Source organism: Acidobacterium capsulatum ATCC 51196 (genome assembly GCF_000022565.1).
Lineage (GTDB): Bacteria > Acidobacteriota > Terriglobia > Terriglobales > Acidobacteriaceae > Acidobacterium > Acidobacterium capsulatum.
Map to the genome: position 1 here is coordinate 622,098 of NC_012483.1, position 13,539 is coordinate 635,636.

At 59.9% G+C, this 13,539-nt stretch carries 9 protein-coding genes; 6 read left to right on the forward strand and 3 right to left on the reverse strand.

Annotation, left to right across the window (positions count from 1 at the left end; translation table 11 throughout):
- Positions 1–76 precede the first annotated feature (76 nt).
- Both ACP_RS02660 and ACP_RS02665 read right to left on the reverse strand, forming a co-directional pair.
- Complete coding sequence (locus ACP_RS02660) at positions 77–1,312, reverse strand: rhamnogalacturonan acetylesterase (protein WP_012680937.1); 1,236 nt, start codon at positions 1,310–1,312, stop codon at positions 77–79.
- 69 nt (positions 1,313–1,381) lie between these two features.
- On the reverse strand, positions 1,382–2,710 hold the full coding sequence (locus ACP_RS02665; protein ID WP_012680938.1) for a glycoside hydrolase family 88/105 protein: 1,329 nt from the start codon (positions 2,708–2,710) through the stop codon (positions 1,382–1,384).
- A 73-nt stretch (positions 2,711–2,783) separates the two neighbouring features.
- Between ACP_RS02665 and ACP_RS02670 the strand changes: the two genes are divergently transcribed.
- The 3 genes from ACP_RS02670 to ACP_RS02680 are packed head-to-tail and all read left to right on the forward strand — an operon-like array spanning position 2,784 to position 8,940.
- Positions 2,784–4,811, forward strand: a complete 2,028-nt coding sequence (locus tag ACP_RS02670; RefSeq protein ID WP_148214998.1) for a glycoside hydrolase family 35 protein — start codon at positions 2,784–2,786, stop codon at positions 4,809–4,811.
- Positions 4,812–4,828: 17 nt separating this feature from the next.
- Entirely contained in the window at positions 4,829–7,537 is a 2,709-nt protein-coding gene (locus ACP_RS02675) for a glycosyl hydrolase (protein ID WP_041839224.1), read from the forward strand.
- Positions 7,534–8,940: a glycoside hydrolase family 28 protein gene (locus ACP_RS02680; RefSeq protein WP_012680941.1), complete on the forward strand. Its 1,407-nt coding sequence runs from the start codon at positions 7,534–7,536 to the stop codon at positions 8,938–8,940. Before ACP_RS02675 ends, ACP_RS02680 begins: the two co-directional genes overlap by 4 nt.
- A gap of 622 nt (positions 8,941–9,562) precedes the next feature.
- Here ACP_RS02680 and rhaT read toward each other — a convergent pair.
- Positions 9,563–10,594 carry an L-rhamnose/proton symporter RhaT gene (rhaT, locus tag ACP_RS02685; protein WP_012680942.1) on the reverse strand — a complete coding sequence of 344 codons (1,032 nt, stop codon included), beginning with the start codon at positions 10,592–10,594 and terminating at the stop codon, positions 9,563–9,565.
- Positions 10,595–10,799: 205 nt separating this feature from the next.
- Between rhaT and ACP_RS18235 the strand changes: the two genes are divergently transcribed.
- The 3 genes from ACP_RS18235 (at position 10,800) to ACP_RS02695 (ending at position 13,483) form a co-directional block, all read left to right on the forward strand.
- A complete protein-coding gene (locus tag ACP_RS18235; RefSeq protein WP_169305896.1) occupies positions 10,800–11,084 on the forward strand; it encodes a hypothetical protein in 285 nt (94 codons plus the stop codon).
- On the forward strand, positions 11,081–12,259 hold the full coding sequence (locus tag ACP_RS02690) for a sugar isomerase (RefSeq protein WP_012680943.1): 1,179 nt from the start codon (positions 11,081–11,083) through the stop codon (positions 12,257–12,259). Before ACP_RS18235 ends, ACP_RS02690 begins: the two co-directional genes overlap by 4 nt.
- 114 nt (positions 12,260–12,373) lie before the next feature.
- Entirely contained in the window at positions 12,374–13,483 is a 1,110-nt protein-coding gene (locus ACP_RS02695; RefSeq protein WP_012680944.1) for a substrate-binding domain-containing protein, read from the forward strand.
- Positions 13,484–13,539: the final 56 nt, after the last annotated feature.

Here is a 13,539-nt window from a genome sequence, read left to right on the forward strand (position 1 = left end):
CACTAAGCCCTGCGTCCATAAATCAAAGAGCACAGGAGATATCCATCTCTCCTGCGCTTTTGCCTGCTGCAACCAATCAGCGCTCGTAAGGAGTTTGTCCGGAAACAAATGGATCGGGCGGCAGCGTCCACACCGAAAACGGATCGGGATGCGCGGGCCGGAATAGCGGGACACCGTGCCGGATGTCCTTGGCAATGGGCAGGTGATCTTCGCGAATCCCCTGCACCACGCACTTGGCCAACTCCAGCGCTCCATAACTGGTAAAGTGCGTGTTGTCGGCCAGCGGCTTCGGCTGGTCAGGAAAAGTATTGGCCGGGAAATGCACGAACGCCTTGAGCGTTTCCTGTGGCCCCATGGCTTCAAAGAGCGTTTTGCTCATCGCGTTCAGATCGATCAACGGCACATGCTGCTGCCGGGCCACCTGGCGCATGGCATGGGGATAATCCCCCAGTGTCTGAACAATCTGCCCTTTGGGATTGAAGGCGAGGCGATTCATCGAAGTAACCAGAACAGGATGCGCGCCCTTGCTGCGCGCCAGCGCAATATAGTGCCGCAGCAATTGCTTGTATTGCGGTATGGGCACAAAGCCGCGACCAGGCTTCTGGTCGTTGTGCGCAAACTGGATGAAAAGATAATCGCCCGCACGCATGGTGCTCATCACCTTGTCCAGCCGCTTTTCACTGACAAAGCTGCGAATCGTCTCGCCAGACTCCGCCTCATTGGCGACAGACACCTTGTCATTGAAGAACGCCGGAAGCATCTGCCCCCAAGCCGCCCAAGGTGCTTTCTGTTGATCGACCACCGTGGAGTCGCCCGCTAAATAAATGGTGGGGACATCGATGGGCGTCACCGTGACGCGGCGGAAGCTCGCATGCTCACCCGTGAATTCCAGGGTGAGCTTGTGGTCCCAATCCAGATCGCCCATCTCACGCGGCTTGCGGTGTACCTGCTCTGTGGGCGTGATGAAGGGCGTACGCGTATGAACCACAAAGCGGCGCGTAACGAACTGACCGGGCTGCGTGGCGAGGGGAAAGACCATCAGACGCCGCGCTTCGGCCTTCACCGCGGTCACGGCAGCAGCCTTCGCGTTGCCCAGTGTCACCGTCACCAGAAAGTTCCCCTCAGGCTCTTTGACAGAGAGATAAAACGGCTGGCCGGCCGTGCATCCCGCTACGGAAATATCCGGTGATGGCCCCAGATCGAATCCGTACCCAGCCGCTGCATAACCCGTGCCCGCAAGAGTCTGGAACCCATGCCCGGGATGTGGCGAGCAGCTGAGCCGGTACGACTGGCCAGGAGCGGCCCAGGCCATGGAGACCCCCATCAAGGTTCCGGAAAAAAGCAACATCTGCGCTACGAAGCGGCTGGAAATATTCAAAGACTACCCCTCGTGTCGGGTAAGCTGGAGCACTTCCGATCCAGCAAGCAGAAACGCGCCCACGCCGTAGTTGTAACTGGACGAGGGCAGATAATGAGCCGGCGCCGCACCTGTCTGCTGAATGCAGCCGAGGCGTCCGCTCGCATAAATTTGATGGACAAGACCACTCCAGGCTCGATGAACGGCCGGCAGATAAGTCGAGCGATCCAGGATGCCGTGATCCACGCCCCAGGCAAGAGCAAACGTCATGAGCGCGGAGCCGGAGGTCTCCGGCAAGGGATAATCTTTCGCGTCGAGTAGGTTCGAGTGCCACAGCCCACTCACGGGATCCTGTAACCGGACAACCTCGGCGGCCATCTGCCGAAGCTGCGCCTCGTACGCAGCCCGGTGAGGATCGGACTCCGGCAGATACTCGAGCATGCGCGCCAGCCCGGCCATCACCCAACCCTCGCCGCGCGACCAGAAAACTGGTTTTCCGTTGGGGCCTTTGGTGTGCAGATAAGTGATGTCCCGGTAATACAGATGCCACTGTGCACTGTAGAGCTTCGATGAGGTCTGCCACCAGTGCTCATCGATGTAATGGAGATACTCCGTCTGGTGCGTGGCCTCGTACATGCGCGACCACACCGGCGGCGCCATGAACAGCGAATCGCACCACCACCATGGAATCTGCACCTGATTCTCCGGAATATGGGCATTCTCCCCCCGCATCAGGCGTTGCAGGGCCTGCTGTGTCGCGGCGATCTGAGCAGGGTTGCGATCCCGCTGGTAAAGCTCCAGATAGGTTTGCGCAATGCTCTGGTCATCGGCGTTGGGGACGGCAGATCGTAACTGCCAATGGAACTTTTCCCCTATCTGCTCCATGGCTTCGCGGTAGCGTGCGTCATGCAATGAACCGGCCGCTGCCATGTATCCCGTATAGAGGACGGCCCAGGTCCAGTTTCGTCCGAAATAGGGCTGCGCCTGTTTCAACTCCCAGTCGGCCACCTTATACATGGCATGCCGGATGGCGCGAGGCCGCACCGCTGCGGACAGATGTGCTTTGGGGCCCGCATCGGCGGGAGCGGTGCCGAAATGGCGGGCGATGTCATTGCGAATTCCAACCTGTGCCCTGGCCGAAATATTCTGCTGGGCAAACGCGGCACCGGAAGCTGCGACCAGCGTAAGAGCAAGGGAGGCAATCCACCGGGACCGGTACTGTAACTGGACAAACGAGGGGCGGGATGAACGTGTGTATGGAATGATTTTTCTCCGCTCTGGTTGTAGTTCGCACGCCAGTGTAAAGTACGGCCCCAACCTTACGTGGGAGAATTCTTTAATGTCAATAGACATTTTATTTCCCAAAGGATATAACGGCAGGCGGGACTTAGGCGGTCCTGAAAGGCGATGGGAGATTCTTTAGACCATGAGAGCGTTCCGCTTCTACATTCTTTGCTGCATGCTCGCGTTGTTTCTGCTGCCGGTGAGCGTGATGGCCGCGGCCCGGAGGGGTAATAGCTCTGCCCTCTCTGATCAGCGAGGTAGTTTTCGTGTAGAAAACGGCAAATTCGTGCTGGACGGCCAGCCATTTCAAATCATCTCGGGCGAGATGCACTACGAGCGGATTCCGCGGGCCTACTGGAAGGCTCGCCTTCAGATGGCCAAGGCGATGGGCTTGAACACCATCGCCACCTACGTCTTCTGGAACCTTCATGAACCGGAGCCAGGCAAATTCGACTTCAGCGGCAACGCAGACCTGGCGCAGTTCATCCGCGATGCACAGCAGACGGGCCTGAAGGTGCTGCTGCGCGCCGGGCCATACTCCTGCGCGGAATGGGAATTCGGCGGATTTCCCGCCTGGCTCATGAAGAACCCGAAGATGCAAACCGCGCTGCGCTCGAACGATCCGGAATTCATGAAGCCTGCGGAACAGTGGATCCTCCGGCTGGGACGTGAAGTGGCTCCGCTGCAGGTTGGCTATGGCGGGCCCATCATTGGCGTGCAGATCGAGAATGAATACGGCGACTTCGGCGGCGATGCAGCCTATCTGGAGCACCTGAAAAAAATCTTCCTGAAGGCCGGCTTCACACAATCGCTCCTCTACACCGCCAATCCATCACGCGCGCTGGTGCGAGGGTCGATTCCCGGGGTGTACTCGGCGGTCAACTTTGCCCCCGGCCACGCGGCGCAGGCGCTGGACTCGCTCGCACAACTGCGCGCCGGCCAGCCGCTGTTGTCCTCAGAGTACTGGACCGGATGGTTCGATCACTGGGGCGAACCGCACCAGAGCAAACCCCTGTCACTGCAGGTGAAGGACTTCAACTACATTCTGCGCCACGGCGCGGGCGTCAACCTGTATATGTTTCATGGTGGAACGAGCTTCGGCATGATGAGCGGTTCGAGTTGGACCAAACATCAGTTCCTGCCGGACGTGACAAGCTACGATTACGGTGCGCCACTCGATGAAGCCGGACATCCCACCCCGGCGTACTACGCCTATCGAAAAATCATTGCCGCTTACCTGGGCCATGCACTGCCGCCGGTTCCGGCGGCGCCTCCGGTGATGGCCATTGCGCCTTTTGCGCTCCATGAGGCGTCCTCTTTGTGGCGGGGGTTGCCCAAGCCCGTCGTTACGAAAAATCCCGAGCCCATGGAGTGGCTGGGGCAATCCTACGGATTCATCCTCTACCGCAAGACCCTGCACCACGCCGTCGATGGCGACCTCGTACTGAACGGAATGAACGATTACGCGCTGGTCTATCTGAACGGTAAGCTGCAAGGCACGCTCAACCGGACCTGCAATGATTCGACGTTGATGCTGCACAGCAACTCCGCCAAGACTCGCCTCGACATCCTGGTCGAGAACTCCGGACGCATCAACTCGACGCGCATGATGCTCCATGCGAATAAAGGCCTGATGGGCCCCGTGATGCTCGCGGGCAGGGCACTGCATGGATGGAAAACATACCGGCTGCCGATGAAGCCCGATACCATTGCCGATCCACTGGGCATGCCGCAAGAGACGCACTTCAACGAAAAGAGCACGCCCGCGCAGGCGATGAGCGGCCCGGCGTTCTATCGCGGCACGTTTCGCGTAGAAACGAAGTCTAAGCAGATCCCCGATACTTTTCTCGACATTCGCGGCCTCGGCAAAGGCGCGGTGTGGATCGACGGGCACCCCATCGGCCGCTACTGGAATGTTGGCCCGCAGGACACGCTGTATGTGCCGGGCCCCTGGCTGCACCGAGGCAAGAATGAAATCATGGTGCTCGATCTCTTCCAAAGAACCAATCTGCCCCGGCTGGCGGGGCTCACCCAACCGATTCTGAATGGCCCCGCGCGCAAAGTTTGCAACGCAACGGAACTATCCTCTGCCCCGGCAGAAATGCATGGACGAGGGAAGGGACGCGCGGCACAACCAGGCGTGAGCCGCGCCAAGGAGACGAAGCATTGAGACGGCACTTCTGTTCCATGGTTGCAACGGTCATGCTGGTGGGCGGCCTTGCCACGGCGGCAACGGCGCAAACCAACCTCCAACAACTGGAGAAAACTTTTCAGAACCCACCGGACAATGCCAAACCGATGCTGCGCTGGTGGTGGTTTGGACCGTCCGTCACCAAACCGGAGATTCTGCGCGAAATGCAGCAGATAAAAGCCGGCGGATTCGGCGGATTCGTCATTCATTACGTGTACCCGCTGGCGCTCGACGATCCGCAAACCGGCTTCAGGAATCTTCCGTTCCTCTCTCCGGCCATGCTGAGCGACGTCAGCTATGCCAACCGCCAGGCCCATGCGCTCGGACTGCGCGCCGGCACCGCGCTCGCCAGCGGATGGCCGTATGGCGGGCCCATGACTGCCGTGACCGAAGCGGCGGCAAAGATTGTGCAGAAGGAAAGCACAGTCGCGCCGGGCGCTCACTCGGTCGCCCTGCCTTCCATCGGAAATGGACAAAAGCTGCTCGCAGTTTTCGCCCAGGATGGCTCAGCCGGTAGCCAGCAGAAGATGCTTCCGCTGCCCGCGCCCGTGACGTTGCGCATGGCTATTCCCACCGGCACGCACATCGTGGACTGGTACCTCATGAGCCGCACAGGTCAGCAGGTCAAGCGCGCGGCGGTCGATGCCAATGGCTTTGTCCTCGATCATTTTTCCCATCACGCCGTCGCCGATCACCTCAAAAATGTGGGCGACAAACTCGTAGCCGCGTTTGGAAGCGAGCCACCCGACTCCGTGTTCAGCGATTCGCTGGAGGTCTTTGGCGCGGACTGGACTCCCGATTTCCTTGAAGAGTTTCGTAAGAAAAACGGTTACAGCCTGTTGCCTTACCTACCCGATCTCTTTATGAAGCATCCGGACGCGCAGGCCCTGGCCGTCCGCCACGATTGGGGCGTAACCTTGACCGCGCTGATCGACGAGAACTACCTCACGCAAGTCAACGCCTGGGCGCGCGCCCATCACACGCACTTGCGCGCGCAGGTTTACGGGCCGCCCGCGGTCTCGCTCTCCAGTAACAACCTGGTCGATCTGCCCGAGGGCGAAGGACCGCAGTGGCGGCAGTTTGCCTACACACGATGGGCAACTTCGGCGGGCCACCTGTACGGCCGGCCCATAATTTCCTCTGAGACCTTCACCTGGCTGCACTCGCCAGCCTTTCGCGCCACGCCGCTCGATGTAAAAGCAGAAGCGGACCGTTTCTTTCTGCAGGGCGTAAATCAGATTTATTGCCACGGATGGCCATATTCGCCGCCCTCGGCAGGCGAGCCCGGATGGCGCTTCTATGCAGCAGCGGTCTTCGATGCGCACAATCCCTGGTGGATTGTGATGCCCGAGGTGACGCAGTATTTGCAGCGAGTCAGTTGGATCATGCGACAGGGCGCGCCAGCCAACCGCGTGGCCATCTTCCTGCCCGAAGACGATGCCTGGGCTGCATTCACTCCGGGGCAGGTGGCGCTGACCGGGTTGCTGCCACGCTGGATCACGCCGCAACTGACACAGGCCATAGAGAATTCCGGTTACGACTTTGACTACATCGATGCGGCCGCCATTCAGGCGCGCGGCATTCACTACTCGCTGCTGATTCTGCCGAATGTGGATCGCATCTCTCCGGCAGCCCTCACCGCGATTCAGCAGTATGAAAAGTCGGGCGGCAAGGTGATTGCGCTCGGGCGCATTCCGGCTCATGCTCCGGGCTTTCTGCACTACGAGCAAATCTCCGCGGAGGTCAACCGCGAGTCGCATGCCTTCTTCGGCCATCCCGGCGCTCGAGTGCGCGTCGTGCAGGCCGTCAGCGGCCTTGGCGATGCGCTGCACCAGATGTTGACGCCGGCCATGACGCTCTCTGCCGCGAAGCCCGCGGTCGGGTTCGTGCGCCGCAAACTGGACGATGCGGACATCTATTTCCTCGCGAACACCAGCAATGTTTCTATTCACACAGTGGCGCATCTGCGCTCGCGCTACACAAGCGGCACATGGCTCGATCCGATGAGCGGAAAAGCATACGCCGCGCAGAGCCGGAATGGCGGATGGCCACTGCATCTGGCCCCGTATGGTTCGACGATTCTAGTGCTGCACGCAAAGAACGTTCGCCTGCCCGTCGCGGCTGGACACGATTCCTTCAATCCGTCTTCTACCAAGGCAATTGCCGATCTCAGCTCTGACTGGAACGTGAGCTTCCCTGCCCTGCATCTGCAGGAGCCGATGGCGACGCTAGCCTCGTGGACGAAAAACGAAAAGACGCTCTACTACTCCGGCGTTGCCGTCTATCGCCGCACCCTCGAAGTTGCGCAGAATGACCTGGATCATGCCCCACTGCTGCTGAGCTTTGGCCAAGGCACGCCGGTATCGCCCTCTGCGTTTCACCGGCAGATGGGCACGCGCGCCTGGCTCAACCCGCCTGTGCACGTGGCCGCCGTGGTCTATGTGAACGGCAGGCTCGCCGGCACAGTATGGCACCCACCTTATGTATTGGCGGTGGGTGGACTGCTCAAGCCCGGCGCAAACCAGATCGAAGTGCGCGTCGCCAATACCGCAATCAATGAGATGGCCGGAAAATCGCTGCCGGACTACCGTCTCTTGTGGGCGCGTTACGGACGGCGTTTTGAGCCACAGGACATGAAGCATCTGCAGCCGCTGCCCTCTGGCCTGCTCGGCAAGGTGGAACTGCTCGAAGGAGAATCGCGATGAAGAAGTGGAGCTGCGCGGCCCTGCTCTGTGCCGCCGCGCTCGTGGGCATCCAGCCCATGGCCGCTCACGCAAAGATGCTCGCGATTCGCGCCAATGCCTATGGCGCCAAGGGCGACGGCATCACGCTCGACACGCGCGCCATTCAGGCGGCACTCGACGCGGCGGCGAAAAAAGGACCTGCCACGGTGACATTTGCGCCTGGCACCTATCGCACCGGCGCGCTCTTTGTGAAATCCGGCACGACGCTTCGCATTGGTGCGGGAGTCACGCTCCGCGCTGTACATGGTCTTGCAAATTATCCCCTGATTAAAACCCGCGTGGCCGGCATCGACATGCACTGGCCCGCGGCGGTGATCAACGTGTACCGGCAGCACGATGTACACATCACGGGCAGCGGCACGGTCGATGGCAACGGCAAATACTGGTGGGACGGTTACTGGGCTCTTCGCAAACAGTACGATCTGCGCGGGCTGCGCTGGGCGGCGGACTATGACGACCGTCGGCCACGCCTGATTGAGTTTTACCAGTCACAGCATGTTTCGCTCGCCGGCCTGCACCTGCTCCGCTCGCCGTTCTGGACCGTGCACATCTGCTATTCGGCCTATGTACATGTGGATGGCATCACCATCCGCAACAACATTGGCGGGCGGGGGCCCAGCACCGACGGGGTGGACATCGATTCCTCGCGGCATGTGCTGGTGGAGCACGCCGACATCTCAGTCAATGACGACGCGCTGTGCCTCAAGGCCGGACGCGACTCCGACGGGCTGCGCGTCAACAAGCCGGACGTCGATATCGTGATCCGTAACTGCACGGTGCGCTACGGAGCCGCGGCCTTCACGATTGGCAGCGAGACCTCCGGCGGGTTTCGCAACGTGGACGTATACAACATTCATGCCCTCGAGCACGTGCCCTCGGGAGTGCTCTTCAAATCGGCGCATACCCGTGGCGGATGGGCCGATAACATCCGCATTCATGACTTTCAACTGGATGGAGTCGCGATTCCCATTCACATCACCATGAACTGGAACCCCAGCTACAGCTATGCGAAGATTCCTCATGGATTGAAGCATGTCCCGCGCTACTATCGTGTGCTGGCGAAGCCCGTTCCTCCCGCGCGGGGCTTGCCGCACTTTCGTAATGTGCACATCTGGAACATCGAGGCGACAAACGCGAAGCGCGCATTCGACGTCAGCGCGATGCCCGCGGCTCCCCTGGTGAGATTCAAGCTGGACCACATCCGGATTCAGGCACAAAGCGCCGGATCGATTGCCGCTGTGCGTGACTGGACGCTTTCGCATGTGACCGTGCAAACGAAAGATGGCAGCCAGGTGAAGTTCAAGAATGCGCAGGCAGTCACGCTCATAAACGACACCGGCTTCACCACGCCACCGAAGCCTTAATACGCAAAAAGAAGAGCATGAAACAATGCACCGCACTCGCGATGGCTTTGTCGATGCTCCTCGCCTCACCGGCGGCTCATGCGTCAATGATGGGCAGCCGTGACAGCACCTGCAGATGTTGACGGCAAAGCACCCCATCCCGCTATAAGTCATTGAATTTGAAAGACTTGCATGGCACCAGCAATAAAATGTGAATGCGGATTCTCATTTTTTGACGATTTATACCCGATTTGGAGCCGAGTGCGGACATAAATAATCTATATTCAGTACTTTACGAGGGACAGCCAGATATGTGAATCAGTATTCACTTTTTAGTGCTATTTTTTCCGGAAGCGGGCCAGGGTTAGAGCATGGCTTTCCCATCCCTCCCCTATACTGCTGATTCATGATGGTTTAGCTGCGCGCGCGAGTGTTTCTAGAAATGTGATTCTCGATTCACTTTTTCTGTGGCGGGAAAGGAATCCTATTTCCATGGTAGCTGGAATGGGTGGAATTCCCGGCGGAAAGAACAGTTGTCGGTTTCCGGTTGTCAGTCCGCAGTTCCGGAAGATACGGAGGACTCGGCCTGGCTTTCTCCCGGGTCCGAAGGGATGGACCCGGGATACTCCGGATGGGAGAGTTGTCAGGAGGCGGTGCCGAGGCCGACGAGGTTGGCGGCCAGGATGATGAGGATCATGCCCAGCCAGAGCAGGCGCACGGGGCGTCCGCGGGCCTCGCGCCACTCGCCCAGGGCGAGGCCGACCAGACCTCCGAAGAGGACATAGAGGCTCATGTGGAGCATCCAGTTGACGAAGGACAGATGCATCGGAATATTGGCCGCGCCCCACGCATAGAAGAAGAACTGGAGGTACCACATGATTCCGCCGGAGGCCGCCATGGAGCCGTTGAGGAGCAGAACGCGGCGGGGCTCGGATAGATCGCGGGAGAGGGAGATGTCTTTTCGAAAGGCGAGGCGGAAGAAACAGTAGGCGAAGTTGATGAGGGCTCCGCCGCCCATGATGACGACGTAGCTGGGCAGTGCGGCATAGAGGGGCTTGACGCCGGCGTGCTGCGCGGCGACGGCCATGGGGTGCGCGGCGTCAATGGCGAAGGACATTCCGGAGGAAAAGATGCCGCAGAGCACGGCGAGGATGAGCCCTTTTCGGACATTGAACTCCTCGGCGCGGATGCCCATGCGCTGCTCCTTCTGATGCCCGGCCCAGGAGACGACAGCGATACCGACGAGGGCGAGGAGGATGCCGGCGATGGTGAAGCGACCGCTGCGGCTGGTGAGCAAGTAGAGCAACTGGCCGTGGACGATGGGCGGAATGAGGGTGCCGACGACAAGGGTGACTCCAATGGCGACGCCGATGCCGAGCGACATGCCGAGGTAGCGCATGGTGAGCCCGTAGTTGACGTTGCCGATGCCCCACATGCAGCCAAAGAGGAAGGTGAGAGCGAGCACGTGGCCCGGGATGGCCGCGTAGAAGGCGAGAAAATGCGGCAGCAGCAGCAGACTCACGGCCAGGGGCAGGAGAATCCAGGAGAAGATGCCGGCGACAACCCAGGTGGTTTCCCAGGACCACTTCTTCACTTTTTCAATGGGCGCATAGAAGGACGCAGCGGCAGCCGCACCGACCATGTGCCATCCGATTCCAGTGAGAATCGAAGACATTCATCATCCTTTCGTTCGGTAGAGAGCGGGCAGGCCGGGTCTCCGCGCGAGCGCAAACTTTCTCCGCAATGTTGGCGGCGAGGGGTGGAAGTGGCGAATTCCACCGGTTTGCAACTATTCGCGGCGGAAGGCGAGAGCCATCTTACTCCCCAAAGCAGACATTTCGCATTGAAAATAATTTCCATGTTGCACAGAGCGCGCGCCCTTGCTGCTGGATATGTTCCGGGGATGGCGTTCCGGGGATGGCGTCACGCCGAGGCAACGGGGCGCAATGATTTCTCTTTATTTCCGCCTGCGGGACGCCGGAGAAAGAATGCTTGCCGTTGGACGAGAACTCGCTGGCTTTTGCCGCGAGAGCCTTAACAAAGAGGAAAACTTAAGGGAAAACGGTTTTCTTCACTCTCCCTTTGACTCGGAGATTGCTGGAGATTACTATTTGTCTTCGCCGTATTTCAATAGAGGGTTTATTTCTCCAGGAGTGCACGCGTGAAGACAGCCGAAGAAACAATAAGCAGGGCCCTCGATGCTTTTGCGATCGAGCTACCATCCTGGGGATTTGCCAACACCGGCACTCGCTTTGGAAAATTTGTACAGCCGGAGGCCGCCACCTCGACGGCGGAGAAGTTTGCCGATGCGGCCGAGGTGCATGCGCTGACCGGGAGCAGCCCGACGCTGGCGCTGCATGTGTTGTGGGATTTGCCGCATGGCGTGAGCGATGTGCCGGCAATTCAGGCGCTGGAGCAGCAGCATGGCATCCGGGCGGGCTCTATCAATCCGAACCTGTTTCAACGGCAGGAATACAAGTACGGCTCGATCTGCAATCCGAGCGCGGAGATTCGGCAAATGGCAGTGCAGCACCTGCTGGACTCGGTGGAGATTGCGCAGGCGCTTCGCTCACGCGATCTTTCGCTGTGGGTTTCGGATGGCTCGAATTATCCGGGGGCACAGAGCATTCCAAAGCGCATCGACTGGCTGATGGAAGCGATGGCGGCGACGCACGCGAAGCTGGCTCCAGGACAGCGGATGCTGATAGAGTACAAGCCTTTCGAGCCGGCGTTTTACCACACCGACATCGCCGACTGGGGCATGGCGCTGCTGCTGGCGCGGCATGCAGGGCCACAGGCCTTTGTGCTGGTGGATACCGGGCACCATTACCAGTCGCAGAATATTGAGCAGATTGTGGCGTGGCTGCTGCGGGAACGGGCGCTGGGCGGCTTCCACTTCAACGACCGGCGGTATGCGGACGACGATCTGACGATTGGTTCGATTGATCCGTACCAAGTGTTCCGGATTTTTTATGAACTGCTCTCGGATGCTTCAGGGCTGCAGCAGACGGCGTTCATGATTGACCAGAGCCACAACATGAAAGGCAAGATCGAGGCGATGGTGCAGACGGTTTGCACGGCGCAGGAGCTATTTGCCAAGGCGGTGCTGATCGACCGCGAACGGCTGGCCGGATTGCAGGCGGAGGCGCGGCTGCTGGAGGCGGAGGAATGCCTGCGGTCGGCCTTCTGGTACGACGTGCGTCCGGCGATACGGGCGTGGCGGCGGCACAAGGGATTGCCGGAAGATCCGCTGGCGGCGTTGCGCGCGAGCGACTACCTGGAGCGCATACGCAAGGAGCGCGGGGAGCGGAATGCCGGCTCAACGAGCAGTTACGCCTGAAGAACGGAGGCGCGAAAAGCGCGACCAGGCTGATTTCGATAGGCATATACTGTTCCCCATACGAAATGGCCTTATGCCTTTGCCGGGCACGAGGCCGTATGAGGGAGCATCGACTTGCCGAAGTCCTCGACGAAACGCCTGTATCTGATTCCAATTCTCTCGAAAGCACTCGACATACTGGAGCTGCTGCAGCAGGAAGACAAGCCGATGGCGCTGGAGGCGATCTACCAGCGCACGCGGATTTCCAAGACGACCGTCTACCGGATTCTGAAGACGTTTGTACACCGGGGCTACCTGGCGCAATCGCAGGGCGGGCTTTACCGGCTGGTGAGCCGTCCGCGCAAGGTGCGGTTCGGGTTTGCGAAGCAGAGCGCGGAGATGCCGTTCTCAGAAGCGGTGGCGGCGAGCCTGCAAGCAGCGGCCGACCAGGCGGGCGTGGACCTGACGATTCTGGACAATCGCTATGACGGCGCAACGGCGGTGAAAGTGGCCGAGGAGTTCATTCAGAAGCGGGTGGACCTGGTGATCGAATTTCAGATTGATCAGCAGGTGGCGCCGATTATTGCGGACAAAATTGCGGCAGCGGGGATACCTCTGGTGGCGCTGGATATTCCCCACCCGCATGCGACCTACTTTGGAGTGGACAACTATCGCGTGGGCGTGGAAGCAGGGGAACTGCTGGCGGAGCAGGCGATGCGGCACTGGGGCCAGAAGGTGGACTGGGTGCTGGGGCTGGACATTGAAGAGGCCGGTCCGCTGGTGCAGAGCCGGATTACAGGCGCGTTTCAGGGGATTCGCGGCAAGCTGCCGGAGCTGCCGGTGGAGTCATATGTGCGGATGGACACGCGCGGTATGCGCGAGCGCAGCCGGAAGATGATTGCGGACTTTCTGAATCGGCATCCGAAGGACAAGCACATTTTGATTGCGGCGGCGACGGATACGGGCGCGCTGGGAGCGCTGGAGGCGGTGCGGGAGCTGAAGCGCGAGAAACATGTGTTTCTGGCCGGGCAGGATTGCATTCCGGAGGCGCTGGAGGAGATTCGCAAGCCGGGCAGCCCGTGGCTGGGATCGGTATCGCACGAGGCGGCGAGCTATGGGCCTCGGCTGATTCAGCTTGGATTGTCGATTCTGCGCGGGCAGACGGTGGCTCCTTATAACCATGTGGAACACAAGCTGGTGACACGGGAGACATTGAAAGTGGATGGCGCGCCGAACACGTTATAGATAGATCAGCCCGCTGGCCATACGTTGCAATGGCCAGCGGGCTTTTGTGCGGGCAA